Here is a 15,910-nt window from a genome sequence, read left to right on the forward strand (position 1 = left end):
CGCGGGGCCGATTGCAAGGAACAGTTCATGAGCGGCTCCGGCGCCAATTCCGTGGTTACCCCCAATTCCGTGGTTACCCTTGGCGATGTGCGCTTCGGCAATGATCTGCCGCTGGCGCTGATCGCCGGCCCCTGCCAGATGGAAAGCGCCGCCCATGCGCTGGAATGCGCCGCCGCGATCAAGGAAATCGCCACACGGCGCGGCATCGGCGTGGTGTTCAAGACCTCCTTCGACAAGGCCAATCGCACCTCGATCAAGGGCGCGCGCGGCATGGGCCTGACGGCCGCCCTGCCCGTCTTCGCCGAGATTCGCGAACGCTACGGCATGCCTGTCCTCACCGACGTGCACGAGAACGACCAATGCGCGCCGGTGGGCGAGGTGGTGGACATCCTGCAAATCCCCGCCTTCCTCTGCCGCCAGACCGACCTGCTCATCGCCGCCGCCGCGACGGGCCGCGTGGTCAATGTGAAGAAGGGGCAGTTCCTCGCCCCCTGGGACATGAAGAATGTGGTCGCCAAGCTGCTCGAGAGCGGCAATCCGAACGTGCTGGTGACCGAGCGCGGCGTGTCCTTCGGCTACAACACCCTCGTCACCGACATGCGGGCCCTGCCGATCATGGCCGAGACGACGGGCGCGCCGGTCATTTTCGACGCCACCCATTCGGTGCAGCAGCCGGGCGGACAGGGCACCTCTTCCGGTGGCCAGCGCGAATTCGTGCCGGTGCTTGCGCGGGCGGCGGTGGCGGTCGGCATTGCCGGCGTGTTCGTCGAAACCCATCCCGACCCGGACAAGGCGCCGTCCGACGGGCCGAACATGGTGCCGCTCAACCAGTTCGAAGCGCTCGTCGCCCGGCTTCAGGCCTTCGACCGGGTAGCGAAGGACCGCGCCAACTAAAGCGCGGCCCCGCCGGCGCGGGCGGCCCTGGCGAGCACGCCGGCGCCCCGCCACAGACGCCACAGCCGGGCAAGCGCCGGCGCCGCCGGCACGGCCTGGAAGGGGTCGTGCGGCCGCTCCATGCGGTCGAGATCGCCCGGCACCAGCATCAGCGGCAGGAAGGCCGGGAGTTCAGCCGCTGACACGCCCGCCATCGCCGTCATAGCTGCCTGGTAATGCCGGCGCGCCAGCGCCCGCAGCGCGGCGAACACCTCGCTCAGCGCCGGGCTTGCCTGCCCCGACACCGCATCCTCGCGGCTGAGGCCGTGGGCATTCAGCAGATCGAGCGGCAGGTAGCACTGGCCGCGGCGCGCATGCACGGGAAAGGCGCGCAGCAGGCCGGTGACGGCATAGGCCACCCCCGCATGGCCGGCGGCCTCCGCCGAGGCCGGGCCGGCCTCCGGCGCCAGCACGAGCGTGGCGAGGCGGATCAGCGCCGAGGAGGTCTCGCCGGCATAGCCTTCGAGATCGTTCACCGTCGGCATGGCGTCGTCATAGAGGTCGAACGTGCGCGCCTCCAGCAGCGCCTCGAAGCTGGCGCGGGGGAGCCGGTGGGTCTCGATGGTCTCCAGCAGCGCCGCCGCGACCGGATTGGCGCTCACGTCGCCCTGCCCATTCGCGTTGAGGGCGTCGCGCCACCATTGCAGCCGCACCTCGCCGGCCAACGGATTGGTGATCGCCTCGCGCACCCGCGCCACCTCGGCATTGAAGGCGTGCAGCGCGAACAGCGCACCGCGCCGCTCGGCCGGCGCGAACAGGTCGGCGATATAGCGGTCGCGGTCGAGATCGCGCAGCAGGGCGGCGCAGTACTGCGTCGGCGTGGTGAGGCTCGGGCGGCTCATCATGCGGGTCCGCGAGGTTGGCGCGAGGAAGGGCGCCGTCAGGGCAGCGCCAGCAGTGCCGCCGCGACCGGACGGCCTTCCGCCAGCAAGACATTATAGGTCGAGGCTGCGGAGCGGGTCGGCAGCACATCCACCGACAGGCCGGCATCGCGCAGGCGCCAGCGCAGCGCCTCGGGCAACGGCCAGGGGTCGGCGCCGGTTCCGATCAGCAGGAGGTCGATCCCGCCCGCTTCCGCCAGCACCCGCGCCAGCGCCGCCTCGTCAATGTCGTGCGGCGCGACGGCCGACCAGGCATGGATGCCCGAGGGCAGCGCCAGGATCGAGCCGGAAGAGGCCATGCCGGCGAAATGGAAGCCGCCGCGGCCATAGCCGTCGATCGGCACCTGGCGGGGGAGATGGGCATCGGGCGACGCCATCACCCCATGCTCCCGCTGGCCGTCCGGCTCACGGCGCGAGGCGTTCCGCCTTGGCGTTGGGGCTCTTGGCCTCCTTCTCCGCCTTTTCCGCCATCGCCCGGGTGGAGACGCCGAGATAGATCAGCAACGGCGAGGCGATGAAGATCGAGGTGTAGGTGCCGACCAGCACCACGCCGAACATCATCGTCACCGAGAAGGAATGGATCGCCCGCCCGCCGAACAGCACCAGCGCCAGCAGCGCCAGCGTCACCGTCACATGGGTGATGACCGAGCGCGACAGGGTGGAGTTGATCGAGGCGTTGAGCAGTTCCTCGGTCGGCATCTTCTTGTAGCGCCGCAGCATCTCGCGGATGCGGTCATAGATGACGATCGTGTCGTTCAGCGAGTAGCCGAGAATGGTCAGCAGCGCGGCGACGCTGGTCAGGTCGAAGTCGATCTGGAAGATCGCCATGAACCCGATGGTCAGCACGATGTCGTGGAAGTTGGCGATCGAGGCGCCGAGGGCGAACTGCCACTCGAACCGGAACCAGAGATAGACGAGGATGCAGAACACCGCCATCATCAGGCCGACAATGCCGTAGCTCAGCAATTCCTGCGAGACGCGCGGGCCCACCACTTCGACGCGGCGATATTCCACCCCGTCGCCGAGCGCGGCCCGTACCTTGCCGACCACGGCCTGCTGCGCCTGCTCGCCGCCCGGCTGCTGGGCAACGCGGATCAGCACCTCGCCCTCGCTGCCGATTTCCTGAATCTGCACCTCGCCGAGGTCGAGCGATTCAAGCCGCGAACGCACATCGGCGATGTTCAGCGTGTTGTTGGCGTAACGCACTTCGAGCAGCGTGCCGCCCTTGAAGTCGATGCCGAAATTCAGCCCGAGCGTGAAGAACGCCACCAGCGCCACGATCGACAGCAGGGCCGAGATCGGAAAGCTGATCCGCCGGAAGCGGATGAAGTCGAAAGTCGTATCGTCCGGAACGATGCGGAGCAGACGCATGGCGAGCTCGCCTTTCTCAGATCGGCACGCGCTGCGGGCGCTGCCAGCGTACCCACAGGGCCACCATAAGGCGGGTCAGCGTGAAGGCGGTGAAGACGGTGGTGAGAATGCCGATGCCGAAGGTGATGGCAAAGCCGCGCACCGGGCCGGAACCGACATAGAACAGCACCGCTGCCGCGATGAAGGTGGTGATGTTGGAATCGAGGATCGTCGCCAGCGCGCGGGAGAAGCCCGCGTCAATGGCGGAGATCGCCGAGCGTCCCGCCCTCGCCTCCTCGCGGATGCGCTCATAGATCAGCACGTTGGAATCGACCGCGATGCCCACCGTGAGCACCACGCCGGCGATGCCGGGCAGCGTCAACGTCGCCCCGAGCATGGCCAGCACGCCGAAGATCATGCCGACATTGATCGCCACGGCGATATTGGCGATGAGACCGAACAGACCATAGGTCGCGATCATGAACAGCGCGACGAGCGTGGCGCCGACGATGGAGGCGATCAGGCCGGCGCGGATCGAATCCGCGCCGAGGCCGGGGCCGACGGTACGCTCTTCCACCACCTGCAGCGGCACCGGCAGCGCGCCGGCGCGCAGCAGGATGGCGAGATCGTTCGCCTGCTGCACGGTGAAATTGCCGCTGATCTGGCCGGAGCCGCCCAGAATGGGCTCGCGGATCACCGGCGCGGAAATCACGTGATTGTCGAGGATGATGGCGAAGGGCCGCCCGACATTGGCCTGCGTCGCCTCGGCGAAGCGGCGCGCGCCATTGGTGTTGAAGCGGAAGGTGACCACCGGCTCCCGCGTCGTCGGATCGAAGCTCGGCTGCGCGTCGGTGAGGTCCTCGCCGGCGACCAGCACGCGCTGCTCGATGAGATAGGGAACCGGCGGGTTGTCCTGTGAATACAGCACTTCGGTGCCGGCCGGCGCGCGCCCCTGCAGCGCCTGCTGCGGGCTCATCGTGTTGTCGACGAGGCGGAAGGTGAGTTGCGCGGTCTGGCCGAGCAGCGCCTTCAGGCGCGAGGGATCCTGCAGGCCTGGCACCTGCACCTGGATGCGGTCGGCGCCCTGGCGCTGGATCGACGGCTCGGTGGTGCCGAGCTGGTCGATCCGCTTGCGGATGATCTCGATGGACTGCGACACCGCCTGGATGGTGCGCGACTGGATGCCGGCAGCGGTCGGGGTCAGCGAGATGGTGTTGCCGTCGCGCGCCACATCCGTGTCGAGCTGGCCGCTGGTCGACATCGGCCCGCCCAGCGGCTGGGCAAGGGCGCGCAATTGGGTCAGCGCCGCGTCGACATCCTGGCCGTCGCGAATGCGCACCTGCACCGCATCGCCCTGAATGGCGAGGCCGGTATAGCCGATCTTGGCGTCGCGCAGCACGCGGCGGGCATCGTCGCGCAGATGTTCGAGGCGGATCTTGCGCACCGACTGGGCATCGACCTGCAGGACGATGTAGGACCCGCCCTGAAGGTCGAGGCCCAGCACGATCTTGCGCTGCAGGAAGCTCGGCAGGCTGTCATAGGCGGCTGGCGACAACAGGCTCGGCACGGCCATCAGGCAGATGATGGCCGAAACCGCCAATATCGCGAACGCCTTCCATTTCGAGAAGTAAAGCATGGGGTTCCTTCCGGCCGTCCTAACGGTCACGGCCGCAAGAGGTCAGCGGTCAGGACTCGGTCTCTTCCTTGGCCGGCTCGCCCTTGGCGCGAACCTCGGAGATCATGCCGCGGAGCTGGCGGATCTTCACGCCCTCGGAAAGCTGCAGCTCGATCTCGCTGTCGTCGATCACCCGCGAAACCTTGCCGATGAGACCGCCGGAGGTGACGACGGTGTCGCCGCGCCGGACGCTCTTCACCATTTCCTGATGCGCCTTCACCTTCTTCTGCTGCGGACGCAGAATCAGGAAATACATGATCACGAAGATCAGCACGAAGGGCAGCAGCGACATCAGCATGTCGGTACCGCCGCCCATGGGGGCGGCCTGCGCGTAGGCGGGCGTAATCAACATGTCGGTTCCTTGTCCGTCGATCGAAGGCGGGCGAAAGGCCCGGCGAAGCGGCGCGGACTATACTGACGCGCCGGGCGATTGCAAACGCCCTCACCGCACTGCGCGCGCCCCGAACGGCGGGGAGCGTACCCGACGTTACGGTTCTGCTTGTCCGCCGGCGCCGCAGGGACTATGCCGGCGGACGGAGGAGCCTGACCATGACCCACACACCGGACGATCTCGGCGCCGTTCTCACCCGTATCGCCGACGCGCTGGAACGCATCGCGCCCGCCCGACCCGCGGGCGTCGATTTCACCACCGCCGACGCCTTTATCTGGCACGCCGACGAGCGTCACCTTGCTGCGGTGCCGCGCGTCAGCCGGGTGGAGATGGAACTGCTCAAGGGCATTGAGCGCACCCGCGACCTGCTGCTCGACAACACGCTGCGCTTCGCCCGCGGCCTGCCGGCCAACAACGCGCTGCTGTGGGGCGCGCGCGGCATGGGCAAGAGCTCGCTGGTCAAGGCCGCGCATGCCTCGGTCAATGCCGAGATGGCGCGCGAGGGCAAGCCGCCGCTCAAGCTGGTGGAAATCCACCGCGAGGATATCGAAACGCTGCCGCTGCTGATGGGATTGGTGCGGCCGGCCCCGTTCCGATTCGTCATCTTCTGCGACGACCTGTCCTTCGACGCCGACGACACCTCGTACAAGTCGCTGAAAGCCGTGCTTGAAGGCGGCATCGAAGGGCGGCCGGAAAATGTGATCTTCTACGCCACCTCCAACCGCCGCCATATCCTGGCGCGCGAGATGGTGGAGAATGAACGCTCGACGGCGATCAATCCGGGCGAAGCGGTGGAGGAGAAGGTCTCGCTGTCCGACCGTTTCGGCCTGTGGCTCGGTTTCCACAAATGCAGCCAGGACGACTATCTCGCGATGATCGAGAGCTATGTCGCCCATTTCGCCATTCCGATCGCGCCGGAGACGCTGCGCCAGGAAGCGCTGGAATGGTCGACCACGCGCGGAGCGCGTTCGGGCCGGACGGCGTGGCAATATGTGCAGGATGTCGCGGGGCGGCTGGGCGTGTCCTTGTCCGAACCCCCGGCCGCCCCGCGCTGACCGGCGCCAAGGTCCAAACGTCGCGCCGGAAACGAGCGGCGGAGCGCTGGCGCTCCGCCGGGAAGGAGAAGGCGCGGCTCAGAGGCCGGCGAGATATTGCGAGGGATCGACCGGCTGCGAACCCTTGCGGATTTCGAAGTGAAGCTGCGGCGAGGTGACGTTGCCGGTCTGGCCGGCCTTGGCGATCACCTGACCGCGCTTGACGCTGTCGCCCTTCTTGACCTCCAGCGCGCTGTTATTGGCATAGGCGGTCACCCAGCCGTCGGCGTGCTTGATGAGCACCAGATTGCCGTAGCCCTTCAGCTCGCTGCCGGCATAGGCGACGACGCCATCCTCGGCGGCCTTCACCGCCGTGCCCTCCGGCACCGAGATGTTGATGCCCTCATTCTGCTGGCCGCCAGGCTTCGGCCCGAAGCCGGAGATGACACGCCCGCGCACCGGCCAGCGGAACTGCGGGCCGGCCGCCGCGGTGCGGATCTCGTCCGGCGTCTCGGAGGGCTTGACGGCGGCGATGGTCTGCGGCTTCGGCCCGGCCGGAGCCTGCGCGACCGGCGTCGGCGCCGCCGCCGGCTTGGCGGGAGCGGTGGCGACCACCGGCGTCGGCTTGGGCGTGGCCGGCGCGGCGGCGGGCTTGGGCGCAGCGGCGATCACCGCCCCGCCCGTCGCGCCGGGAATCGTCAGCTTCTGGCCGATACGCACCATGGTGTTGAAGTCGATGCCATTGGCGTTGGCGAGGTCGGTGCGGGTCACGCCGTAATTTCGCGCGATCGAACTCAGCGTCTCGCCCGGCGCCACGACATGGCTGCCGCCGGATGCCGCCACCTGCGGCGCGGGCGTACGCACCGGGGCCGGCGCGGCGGCGAGAGGCTGCGGCTGGGTGCCATAAAGCGGCTGGGTGCCGCCATAGCCCGCCGGAGCAGGCGCCGGCGGGGAAAGCTGCGTCGGCGCGGCGGCGACATGGGTGGGGGCGGCCGGCGCGCCATAGGGCGAAGTCTGGGCGGCGGGGGCACCATAGGCAGGCGCCCCATAGGCCGGAGCACCATAGGCGGCCTGCGCGCCATAGGGAGCGGGCGCACCATAGGGCGCCGGCGTCGCGCCCGCCGGGGGATAGGCGCTGGCGACCTGCTGACCGACGGGAGCGAGGGGCACGCCGCCATTTGGAGCACCAGCCATCGGAGCACCAGCCATCGGAGCACCAGCCATGGGCGCGCTCTGCACTGCGCCGGTGGGCGCGGCGGCGACGGACCCCGTATAGGCGGGCGACGACGCGAAGGGGTTGCTATTGGGATTGCTGCTGAACCGGGCGGAATCGGCGCTGCATGCCGCCATGCCCGCCGCCATCAGGGCGACCGCGGAAATCCGCATGAGGGGACCGCTACCGGACACCTTCAGAAACTTACGCATCGCACCCCACCCGAACGCTGGACTCGGGAAGATTAATGCGTCGTACAGGTAAACAGCCGCTTAAGCGGGTCCGGACAACTCAGGAAAAGTGGCGGATTCCCGGCATTCCTACAGCACTACCGCCACACCTGCGAGCATCGGCACGAAGCGCACGCGGCCCAGTTCGCGCGTCTCCAGCCCCTGCAATCCGCGCCGGTAGCGCATCAGCAACTGGGTCGCCTCGGGCGGGCCGACCGGCGCGACGAGGATGCCGCCCATGGCAAGCTGGTCGAACAGCGCCGGCGGCACTTCCTCCACCGCGGCTGTGAGGACGATGCGGTCAAACGGCGCGCGCTGGGGCGCGCCTTCGCGCCCGTCGGCGACCAGCACCTCGATATTGGAATAGCCGAGCGAGGCGAGCCGGCGCGCGGCCGAATCCGCCAAAGTGCGGAAGCGCTCCAGCGTCACCACATGGCCGGCGATGCTGGCGAGGATGGCGGCCTGATAGCCCGAGCCCGTGCCCACCTCCAGCACGCTGTGCGACGGGCCGAGTTCCAGCGCCTCGGTCATCAGCGCCACCACGGTAGGCTGGCTGATGGTCTGGCCACAATCGAGCGGCAAGGCGAGATCGCGCCAGGCGATGGGGCGGAAGGCCGGCTCGACGAAACGCTCGCGCGGCACCTGCTCCATGGCGCGCATCACCTGCCAGTCGCGCAGGCCGCGCTTGCGCAGCGCCAGCAGCAGCTCGGCGCGCTGCAGATCCTCGTCCTTCTCGGCGCCGCTCACGGGCGACCTCCCTGCCCTGCCCGCGCCGGTGGCCCCGGCTCAGCGCGGCTTCGCGTCCGCGGCGGGCTTGGCGAAGACCTGCGCCAGCCGCGTCATCATCGGCTCGTCCGTCATGTCGAGCCGCAGCGGCGTGACGGAGATGCAGCCCTCGTCGAGCGCGTGCAGGTCCGAGCCGTTCACCGTCTCGAAGATACGCTTCTCGAAGGCGATCCAGTAATAGGGATTTCCCCGGCCGTCATTGCGCGCGTCGATGCGCAGCAGGTCCTGGTCGCGCCGGCCCTGCGCGGTGACGGCGATGCCGCGCACCTCGTCCACCGGGCGGTTGGGGAAGTTCACATTGACGACGATGCCGGGCGGGATGCCCTCCTCCAGCAGCGTGCGCACCACCTGCGGGCCCCAGTGCTCGGCCACATCATAGGGCGGCGCCTTGCGCGTCTCGAAGCCATAGGCCTGCGACAGGGCGATGGAGGGGATGCCAAGCACCGTGCCTTCCATCGCGCCGGCCACCGTGCCGGAATAGCCGACATCCTCGGCGACGTTCTGGCCGCGATTGACGCCGGACAGCACGAGATCGGGCTTATGGTCGGCAAGGATGTGCCGCACCGCCATGATGACGCAATCGGTGGGCGTACCCTTCACCGCGAAGCGCTTCTCCTCCACCTGCCGCAGCCGCAGCGGATCGGACAGCGAGAGCGAATGCGACACGCCCGACTGGTCGAATTCCGGCGCCACCACCCACACATCGTCGGACAGCGCCCGGGCGATGCGGGCGCAGGCGTCCAGCCCCGGCGCGTGGATGCCGTCGTCATTCGTCACCAGGATGCGCATGCTGCTCCTCAGTTCTTCACTTGGCGTCATCCCGCCGACGGCAGAGCCGCCGCACCGGGATCGCTCTCCATTCGGCACGCAATCCCGGATATCGCCTGACGGCGATTCCGAGATGACGGCGGATCAGACGCGCTCGATCCGCGTCAGCCCGCCCATATAGGGCACCAGCACGTCAGGCACCGTGACGGAACCGTCCTCGTTCTGGTAATTTTCCAGGATCGCCACCATGGCCCGGCCGACCGCGACGCCCGAACCGTTGAGCGTGTGCAGGTAGCGTGGCGCCTTGGCGCCCGCCGGGCGGTAGCGCGCATTCATCCGCCGCGCCTGGAAATCGGTGCAGGTGGAGCAGGAGGAAATCTCGCGGAAGGCGTTCTGCCCCGGCAGCCACACCTCGATGTCATAGGTCTTAGCCGAGGCGAAGCCCATATCGCCGGTGCACAGCGTCACCACCCTGAAATGCAGGCCGAGCTTCTTCAGCACCGCCTGCGCGCAGGCGAGCATGCGCTCATGCTCGTCCGCCGACTGTTCCGGCGTGGTGATGGAGACCATCTCCACCTTGTTGAACTGGTGCTGGCGGATCATGCCGCGCGTATCCCGCCCCGCCGACCCCGCCTCGGCGCGGAAGCAGGGGGTGAGCGCGGTGAAGCGCAGCGGCAGCTCTTCCTCCGAGAGGATGGACTGCGCGACGAGATTGGTCAGCGGCACTTCGGCGGTGGGGATGAGCCAGAAACTATTGCTTCGGCTTCGCATCATTTCGAACAGAGAGCGATTCGCCTCGAACATACCGTTGAAGACAAACTGATATTCAGCGAACAGATCATCAATTTTAAAATGCGTTGCCGGATCACCAACTTTCGGGGGGGACGCATCCACAAGAAGCGTTTCAATTTCGATAGGTGGAATTTTAATCGACTTAAGCAGCTCGTTTTGCTTGCCGAGTGTATTTATGCTTTCTTGAAGTCGGTTAAGGAAAGGTACGACGTTTTTGTTCGGGAGACTCGAATACGCTGAAAACTGATCGTCTTCAAACTTCGGCAGCTGCGCCGTGCCGAACATCGCCGCGTCGTTCACCAGCACCGGCGGCGCGACTTCCGTATAGCCATGCTCGTCGACATGGGTGTCGATGAAGAACTGGCCGATGGCGCGCTCCAGTCGCGCCAGCTTGTTCTTCAGCACCACGAAGCGCGCGCCGGAGAGTTTGGCCGCCGCCTCGAAATCCATCTGGCCGAGGCCTTCGCCGATCTCGAAATGCTGCTTCGGCACGAAGGGGAAGCCGATCTTCTGGCCGACGAGGGCGATCTCGACATTGTCGTGCTCGTCCTTGCCCTCGGGCACCACGTCGAGCGGCACGTTGGGAATGGCAGCGAGGCGGTTGTGCAGTTCGGCCTCGGCCGCCTTCACCTGCTCTTCCAGAGCCGGAATGTCGGTCTTCAGCGCCCCGACCTCGGCCATCAGCGCCTCGGCACGGTCGTTCTCGCCGGCCTTCTTGGCGGCGCCGATTTCCTTGGAGGCGGCGTTGCGGCGGGCCTGCAGCTCTTCCAGCCGGACGATGCCGGATCGGCGGGTCTCGTCGAGGGCGATCAGCCCCTCTACCAGTGCCTGCGCTTCCGAGGCATCGGTCCCGCGCCGCACCAGCGCGTTGATGAGCCCGTTCGGCTCTTCGCGGATCCACTTGATGTCGTGCATGGCTGTCTCGCCTTCAAACGCGCCGCTCCCGGCCTCGCGCCGGAACGTGAGGGACGTAGCCAATCGGGACGGCGGGGACAAGGGCGAGCGTGGCGAAAGCGCGTGGGGGCGAGCGGTCATCTCACCCAGCCGTCATCCCGGCCGAGCAAAGCGAGAGCCGGGATCGTCTCCCATAACGTCACGCGATCCCGGATACGGCCCGCCGGCCGTTCCGGGATGACGGCTCGTCGCCTCACACGGCCGCGTCGGCCGCCGCTTCCGCCGCGCGCTTCTTCTTCTCGACCATGCGCACGAGGAAGACCGACACCTCGTAGAGCAGCAGGGTCGGAATGGCGAGGGCGAACTGGCTCACCACATCCGGCGGCGTCAGCACCGCCGCCGCGATGAACACGCCGACAATGGCGTAGCGCCGCGCCTTTTTCAGTTGGTCCGAGGTGACGACCCCGATCTGCGCCAGCAGGGTGAGGATGACCGGCAACTGGAAGCAGATGCCGAAGGCGAAGATCAGCGTCATGATCAGCGACAGATACTCGCTGACCTGCGGCAGCATCGAAATCTCGGCCGCACCCGGCCCGGCCATCTGCTGCATGGAGAGGAAATAGGTCATCGCCAGCGGCATGGCGACGAAATAGACAAAGGCCGCGCCGATGAGGAAGCACACCGGTGTCGCGATCAGATAGGGGCGGAAGGCGTTCTTCTCGTGGCTGTAGAGCCCCGGCGCGACGAACATGTAAATCTGCGTCGCCACGATGGGGAAGGAGATGAACGCCGCCCCGAACATGCCGAGCTTGATCTGGGTGAACAGGAATTCCTGCGGCGCGGTGTAGATGAGCTTGACGTGCTCGGTGCCGCCGGCCGCGAACTCATAGGGCCAGAGCAGGATGTTGTAGATGAACTTCCCCAGCATGAAGCAGCCGAAGAAGGCGATGAAGAAGGCGATCAGCGACTTGATCAGCCGCGAACGCAGTTCGATCAGGTGTTCAATCAGCGGCGCCTTCGAGGCGTCGATCTCTTCCTGGCTCATGTGGCCGGCCCTTCATCGCCGGAGGCCGGCTTGACCTTGACGCGCGGCTTGGCGGCCCGCTTGACCGCCGGCCGGGCCGGGGCCTGATCGAGCGAGGCAACCGCTTCGGAGACCTCGGGTTCCGCAGCGTTCGCCGCTTCACCGGCCGGCGCCGCCGGCTTGCGGGCGCGGCGGGGAGCGGACTCCGCCGGCGCGGCAGCCGCAACCGACGCCACCTTGCGCGCGCGCCCAGGCTTGGCGGCCGGCGCGGCGGGCTCGGGCGAGGAAGCGACCGTCGGCTCGGGAGCCGTAGGCGGACGCGGGGCAGCGGGCGCCGTGCCTGTCACGGCTGGCGCCGCCGCACCGGCAGGAGCGGCCGTGGCAGGAGCGGACGCGGCAGGAGCGGACGCGGCAGGAGCGGCCGTCGAAGGGATGGCCGGAGCGGCGGACATCGGCGCGCCGGAAGCCGGGGCGGCAATGGCCGGCGTGGCCTCCGGGGCGGCCGACGCCAGCCCCTCGGTGGCGCTGCGCACTTCGTCCTCCACCGTCTCGAAGGGGTGCGGCTCGAGATCGCCGGGCGCGGCGGGCGTGTCATCGGCGGGTGGGGCCAGCCCGGTGCCGGTCTCGACACTGCCGGTCGGCGCCTTCAGCTCGGTCTCGATATCCTGCAGCGGATTGGTCGGCAGCGAACCGGCGGGAATCGCCTGGGCGATCGAGTCGCGGGCATTGCTGGCCAGACCGGACAGATCGTTGCGCAGCCCGCTCACACTGTCCTTGAGATCCGAAAGTTCCGCCTCGCGCAGCGCCTCATTGAACTGCCCCTGAAACTCGCCGGCCATATGGCGCAGCTTGCGCACGCCTTGTCCCACCGTGCGCAGCACGCGCGGCAATTCCTTCGGCCCGATCACCACGAGGGCGACCACGCCGATGACGAGAAATTCCGTCCAGCCGATATCAAGCATAGGTCATGCAGGGCCGCTGCTGGGCGGCCCTCCCCGATCAAGACGCCGCGAGGCCGCTATCAGCCGACCTTGGTCCGCTCGGCTTCCACCTTCGGCTGGTGATCGAGCGAGCGCGCCGGCTCGGCCGGCTTGGCCGCCGTGTCCTCGTCATCCGCCATGCCCTTCTTGAACGCCTTGATGCCCTTGGCGGCATCGCCCATCAGCTCGGACAGCTTACCGCGACCGAAGAGGAGCAGCACGACCACCAGCACGATGATCCAGTGCCAGATGCTCAGAGAACCCATCACAAAACTCCCTTGCCCGAAGCGCCGCCGGCCCCTCGCGGCCGCGCATCGCAATTCAATCCGGACACTAGGGCCGGCCCGTGGCGAAGACAAGAACCTCGGCCGGCTCGATGTTCACTCCGACGTCATGCCCACGTAATAGGCCGGCGGTCGGACGGCGGCGTGCGACCAATGGCCGGTCCAGCCCCTCCACCGCCACCTCATAGAGATCGAGCTCGCCGAGAAAGCGGTGATGGACGACTCGGCCGCGCACGCCGGAGCCCGGGGCCTTCAGTTCCAGCCCCTGCGGGCGGATGGCGACCGTCGCAATGGCCCCTTCGGCAAGGCCGGGCGCGGGGAAGCTGCCGAGCGCGGTCACGGCGCGCCCACCCCGAACGACGCCCTCTATCTCATTGATTTCGCAGAAGAACCGTGCCACTTCAACGTCAGCAGGCTGGCGGTAGAGTTCTTCCGGCGCGCCAATCTGAACCAGTTGGCCCTTGCGCATCAGGGCGATGCGGTCGCCGAGCCGCATCGCCTCTTCCGGGTCATGGGTGACAATGATGCAGGTGGCGCGGGCATCGCGCAGCACCTGCAGCGTCTCGCTGCGCACACTGGCCCGCAGCCGACTGTCGAGGCCGGAAAACGGTTCGTCCATAAGGAGAATGCCGGGGCGTGGCACGAGCGCGCGGGCGAGTGCGACACGCTGCTGCTCGCCGCCCGACAAAGCATGTGGATAGTTTTCCGCATAGGCGGCAAGGCGCACCCGCTCCAGCGCCCGCATCGCCTCGTCATGCGCCCCCGCCGGCCCGAGACGGCGCAGGCCGAAGGCGACGTTCTCCACATTGGTGAGGTGCGGAAACAGCGCATAGTCCTGAAACACGAGGCCGATGGCGCGCTTTTCCGGCGGCACGAACGCCTCCGGCCCCGCTACCACCTGCCGGTCGAGCAGGATCCGCCCGTGGCTCGGCCGCTCAATGCCGGCAATCAGCCGCAGCAGGGTGGTCTTGCCGCAGCCGGACTGGCCGAGCAGGCAGATGATCTCGCCCGGTTCCACGGTGAGGCTGACGCCGCGTACCGCCTCCAGCTCGCCATAGCCGTGGCGGACCTCTTCCAGCACCAGCCGGCTGGCAAGCGAGACCGGCGTGCGGGAGGGCGGAGACATGGCGGTTCCTGATTCTGTCAGCATGCGGGGGGCCTTTACTCGTCGGAATCGTCGTCGCCGTCCGGCTCGGGCGCGAAGGACAGCTCGAACTCCGGCTCCAGCGGGTCCTCGTCATCCTTCAGGTCCGGCGCATCGCTCGGCAGCGGCACGGTCAGCCCGGCCGCGACGCGCGAATCAATGAGGCCGGTGCCGCGCAGTTCCTCAAGACCCGGCAGGTCCTGGATGGTGTCGAGCCCGTAATGGACCAGGAAGGTCTCCGTCGTGCCATAGGTCACCGGCCGCCCCGGGCTGCGCCGCCGCCCGCGCAGCCGCACCCAGCCGGCGGCCAGCAGCACGTCGAGCGTGCCCTTGTTTGTGGAGACGCCGCGAATTTCCTCGATCTCGGCGCGGGTGACGGGCTGGTGGTAGGCGATGATCGCCAGCGTCTCCAGCGCCGCGCGGGACAGGCGGCGCGGCTCCGGCTTGTCGCGTGCCAGCAGAAAACCGAGGTCAGGGGCGGTGCGAAGCATCCATTTGCCGGCCACCCGCACCAGATTGAAGCCGCGATCGGCATAATCGGCCGCGAGCGTGGCGAGCAGCGCCCGCACGTCGGCGCCCTCCGGCAGGCGCGCGGCCATGACCGCCTCTTCCAGCGGCTCGCCGGCGGCGAACAGCATGGCTTCGAGCAGCCGAAGGTCGGGGGCGCGGGCGGGTGGGGCCTCCTCCTCGGGCTCGGGCCGCTGACTGCGGGCGGCGTCGGCGCTCATGCGCCCTCCTCCGGCACGTCGCGGCGGCTGCGGATCCAGATCGGCGCGAAGCTCTCCTCCTGCTGCACGTCGATCAAGCCCTCGCGCACCATTTCCAGCGTCGCGGAAAAGCCGGAGGCGAGCGCGGTGGCCCGCATTTTGGGATCGCCGATCCAGTTCAGCAGGAAACCGTCGAGCCGCGCCCATTCGCCATGCAGCGCCAGGCGCCCAAGCAGCCGTTCCAGCCGCTCGCGCGCCTCCGCCAGCGAAATGACGCTGCGGGGCGGGAAACGTACCTGCGACAGCGCCATCTTCTGCCGCTGGGCACCGTAAGCGGCGAGCAGATCATACAGCGTCGCCTCATAGACGATGGGCCCGGCCGCCTGCAGCGGCTCCGGCGCGCCGCGCGCGAATACCTCATGGCCGATCCGGTCACGGGTGGCGAGATGGGCGGCAGCGGCGCGGATCTGTTCCAGCCGGCGCAGACGCTCGGCGAGGTCGGCGGCGAGATCGGACGCGCTCGGGCCCTCCTCCTTCGGCGGATCGGGCAGCAGCAGGCGCGATTTGAGATAGGCCAGCCATGCCGCCATGACGAGGTAGTCGGCTGCCAGTTCCAGCCGGATGCGGCGCGCCTCCTCGACGAAATGCAGATACTGCTCGGCGAGCTGGAGGATGGAAATGCGGTGCAGATCCACCTTCTGCGTGCGCGCCAGCGCCAGCAGCAGGTCCAGCGGCCCTTCGAAGCCGTCAACATCCACCACCAGCGCGGGCTCATCGGCCTGGCGCGTGGCGTCGGCATCGAAAGTGAACTGGCTTTGAACCAT

The 15,910-nt window shown here is 68.1% G+C and carries 17 protein-coding genes; 2 read left to right on the forward strand and 15 right to left on the reverse strand.

The genetic code is table 11. The features are described from left to right. The first annotated feature begins 27 nt into the window (after positions 1–27). A complete protein-coding gene (gene kdsA / locus AAC979_RS09175) occupies positions 28–894 on the forward strand; it encodes a 3-deoxy-8-phosphooctulonate synthase (protein ID WP_371346530.1) in 867 nt (288 codons plus the stop codon). Here kdsA and AAC979_RS09180 read toward each other — a convergent pair. From AAC979_RS09180 to yajC, 5 genes are read right to left on the reverse strand one after another with little or no spacing between them, the layout of a single operon-like run. Beyond that, on the reverse strand, positions 891–1,775 hold the full coding sequence (locus tag AAC979_RS09180; protein WP_371346531.1) for a phytoene/squalene synthase family protein: 885 nt from the start codon (positions 1,773–1,775) through the stop codon (positions 891–893). The two genes, kdsA and AAC979_RS09180, sit on opposite strands and share 4 nt — an antisense overlap. A gap of 38 nt (positions 1,776–1,813) precedes the next feature. Beyond that, positions 1,814–2,191: an Mth938-like domain-containing protein gene (locus tag AAC979_RS09185; protein ID WP_371346532.1), complete on the reverse strand. Its 378-nt coding sequence runs from the start codon at positions 2,189–2,191 to the stop codon at positions 1,814–1,816. Positions 2,192–2,219: 28 nt separating this feature from the next. Further along, positions 2,220–3,185 (reverse strand): protein translocase subunit SecF, encoded by a 966-nt coding sequence (secF, locus tag AAC979_RS09190; RefSeq protein ID WP_371346533.1) that lies wholly within the window; start codon positions 3,183–3,185, stop codon positions 2,220–2,222. Between the two features lie 16 nt (positions 3,186–3,201). After that, complete coding sequence (secD, locus tag AAC979_RS09195; RefSeq protein WP_371346534.1) at positions 3,202–4,800, reverse strand: protein translocase subunit SecD; 1,599 nt, start codon at positions 4,798–4,800, stop codon at positions 3,202–3,204. A gap of 49 nt (positions 4,801–4,849) precedes the next feature. Then, positions 4,850–5,191 carry a preprotein translocase subunit YajC gene (yajC, locus tag AAC979_RS09200; RefSeq protein WP_371346535.1) on the reverse strand — a complete coding sequence of 114 codons (342 nt, stop codon included), beginning with the start codon at positions 5,189–5,191 and terminating at the stop codon, positions 4,850–4,852. Between the two features lie 197 nt (positions 5,192–5,388). Here yajC and AAC979_RS09205 point away from each other — a divergent pair, with 197 nt between their 5' ends. Beyond that, positions 5,389–6,285, forward strand: a complete 897-nt coding sequence (locus AAC979_RS09205) for an ATP-binding protein (protein WP_371346536.1) — start codon at positions 5,389–5,391, stop codon at positions 6,283–6,285. A 78-nt stretch (positions 6,286–6,363) separates the two neighbouring features. On the opposite strand, the gene AAC979_RS09210 is transcribed toward AAC979_RS09205, so the two are convergent. The 10 genes from AAC979_RS09210 to AAC979_RS09255 all read right to left on the reverse strand — a co-directional run bounded on the left by AAC979_RS09210 (position 6,364) and on the right by AAC979_RS09255 (position 15,910). Further along, positions 6,364–7,458, reverse strand: a complete 1,095-nt coding sequence (locus AAC979_RS09210; RefSeq protein WP_371346537.1) for a peptidoglycan DD-metalloendopeptidase family protein — start codon at positions 7,456–7,458, stop codon at positions 6,364–6,366. A 339-nt stretch (positions 7,459–7,797) separates the two neighbouring features. After that, the gene (locus AAC979_RS09215) at positions 7,798–8,454 is read right to left on the reverse strand and encodes a protein-L-isoaspartate(D-aspartate) O-methyltransferase (protein ID WP_371346538.1); all 657 of its coding nucleotides are present in this window, start codon (positions 8,452–8,454) and stop codon (positions 7,798–7,800) included. Between the two features lie 39 nt (positions 8,455–8,493). Beyond that, positions 8,494–9,282, reverse strand: coding sequence for a 5'/3'-nucleotidase SurE (gene surE / locus AAC979_RS09220; RefSeq protein ID WP_371346539.1), 789 nt, complete (start codon positions 9,280–9,282; stop codon positions 8,494–8,496). A 123-nt stretch (positions 9,283–9,405) separates the two neighbouring features. Further along, positions 9,406–10,968: a serine--tRNA ligase gene (serS, locus tag AAC979_RS09225; protein WP_371346540.1), complete on the reverse strand. Its 1,563-nt coding sequence runs from the start codon at positions 10,966–10,968 to the stop codon at positions 9,406–9,408. A 232-nt stretch (positions 10,969–11,200) separates the two neighbouring features. Then, a complete protein-coding gene (gene tatC, locus AAC979_RS09230; protein WP_371346541.1) occupies positions 11,201–11,992 on the reverse strand; it encodes a twin-arginine translocase subunit TatC in 792 nt (263 codons plus the stop codon). After that, positions 11,989–12,933, reverse strand: coding sequence for a Sec-independent protein translocase protein TatB (gene tatB, locus AAC979_RS09235; protein WP_371346542.1), 945 nt, complete (start codon positions 12,931–12,933; stop codon positions 11,989–11,991). The genes tatC and tatB overlap by 4 nt, the downstream gene beginning before the upstream one ends. Before the next feature lie 59 nt (positions 12,934–12,992). Beyond that, entirely contained in the window at positions 12,993–13,217 is a 225-nt protein-coding gene (locus tag AAC979_RS09240) for a twin-arginine translocase TatA/TatE family subunit (RefSeq protein ID WP_371346543.1), read from the reverse strand. 67 nt (positions 13,218–13,284) lie between these two features. After that, positions 13,285–14,361 carry an ABC transporter ATP-binding protein gene (locus tag AAC979_RS09245; RefSeq protein ID WP_371346544.1) on the reverse strand — a complete coding sequence of 359 codons (1,077 nt, stop codon included), beginning with the start codon at positions 14,359–14,361 and terminating at the stop codon, positions 13,285–13,287. A gap of 35 nt (positions 14,362–14,396) precedes the next feature. Continuing rightward, entirely contained in the window at positions 14,397–15,107 is a 711-nt protein-coding gene (gene scpB, locus AAC979_RS09250; protein ID WP_371346545.1) for an SMC-Scp complex subunit ScpB, read from the reverse strand. Continuing rightward, positions 15,104–15,910, reverse strand: coding sequence for a ScpA family protein (locus AAC979_RS09255; RefSeq protein ID WP_371346546.1), 807 nt, complete (start codon positions 15,908–15,910; stop codon positions 15,104–15,106). Before AAC979_RS09255 ends, scpB begins: the two co-directional genes overlap by 4 nt.

Source organism: Ancylobacter sp. IITR112 (assembly GCF_041415945.1).
In the GTDB taxonomy this organism is placed as follows: domain Bacteria; phylum Pseudomonadota; class Alphaproteobacteria; order Rhizobiales; family Xanthobacteraceae; genus Ancylobacter.

What these genes read in the sequence shown, in the direction of transcription:
- kdsA (WP_371346530.1), top strand. Translation starts at nt 28, where the DNA reads ATGAGCGGCTCCGGCGCCAATTCCGTGGTTACCCCCAATTCCGTGGTT.
- AAC979_RS09180 (WP_371346531.1), bottom strand. Translation starts at nt 1,775, where the DNA reads ATGAGCCGCCCGAGCCTCACCACGCCGACGCAGTACTGCGCCGCCCTG.
- AAC979_RS09185 (WP_371346532.1), bottom strand. Translation starts at nt 2,191, where the DNA reads ATGGCGTCGCCCGATGCCCATCTCCCCCGCCAGGTGCCGATCGACGGC.
- secF (WP_371346533.1), bottom strand. Translation starts at nt 3,185, where the DNA reads ATGCGTCTGCTCCGCATCGTTCCGGACGATACGACTTTCGACTTCATC.
- secD (WP_371346534.1), bottom strand. Translation starts at nt 4,800, where the DNA reads ATGCTTTACTTCTCGAAATGGAAGGCGTTCGCGATATTGGCGGTTTCG.
- yajC (WP_371346535.1), bottom strand. Translation starts at nt 5,191, where the DNA reads ATGTTGATTACGCCCGCCTACGCGCAGGCCGCCCCCATGGGCGGCGGT.
- AAC979_RS09205 (WP_371346536.1), top strand. Translation starts at nt 5,389, where the DNA reads ATGACCCACACACCGGACGATCTCGGCGCCGTTCTCACCCGTATCGCC.
- AAC979_RS09210 (WP_371346537.1), bottom strand. Translation starts at nt 7,458, where the DNA reads ATGGCTGGTGCTCCAAATGGCGGCGTGCCCCTCGCTCCCGTCGGTCAG.
- surE (WP_371346539.1), bottom strand. Translation starts at nt 9,282, where the DNA reads ATGCGCATCCTGGTGACGAATGACGACGGCATCCACGCGCCGGGGCTG.
- serS (WP_371346540.1), bottom strand. Translation starts at nt 10,968, where the DNA reads ATGCACGACATCAAGTGGATCCGCGAAGAGCCGAACGGGCTCATCAAC.
- tatC (WP_371346541.1), bottom strand. Translation starts at nt 11,992, where the DNA reads ATGAGCCAGGAAGAGATCGACGCCTCGAAGGCGCCGCTGATTGAACAC.
- tatB (WP_371346542.1), bottom strand. Translation starts at nt 12,933, where the DNA reads ATGCTTGATATCGGCTGGACGGAATTTCTCGTCATCGGCGTGGTCGCC.
- AAC979_RS09240 (WP_371346543.1), bottom strand. Translation starts at nt 13,217, where the DNA reads ATGGGTTCTCTGAGCATCTGGCACTGGATCATCGTGCTGGTGGTCGTG.
- AAC979_RS09245 (WP_371346544.1), bottom strand. Translation starts at nt 14,361, where the DNA reads ATGTCTCCGCCCTCCCGCACGCCGGTCTCGCTTGCCAGCCGGCTGGTG.
- scpB (WP_371346545.1), bottom strand. Translation starts at nt 15,107, where the DNA reads ATGAGCGCCGACGCCGCCCGCAGTCAGCGGCCCGAGCCCGAGGAGGAG.
- AAC979_RS09255 (WP_371346546.1), bottom strand. Translation starts at nt 15,910, where the DNA reads ATGGTTCAAAGCCAGTTCACTTTCGATGCCGACGCCACGCGCCAGGCC.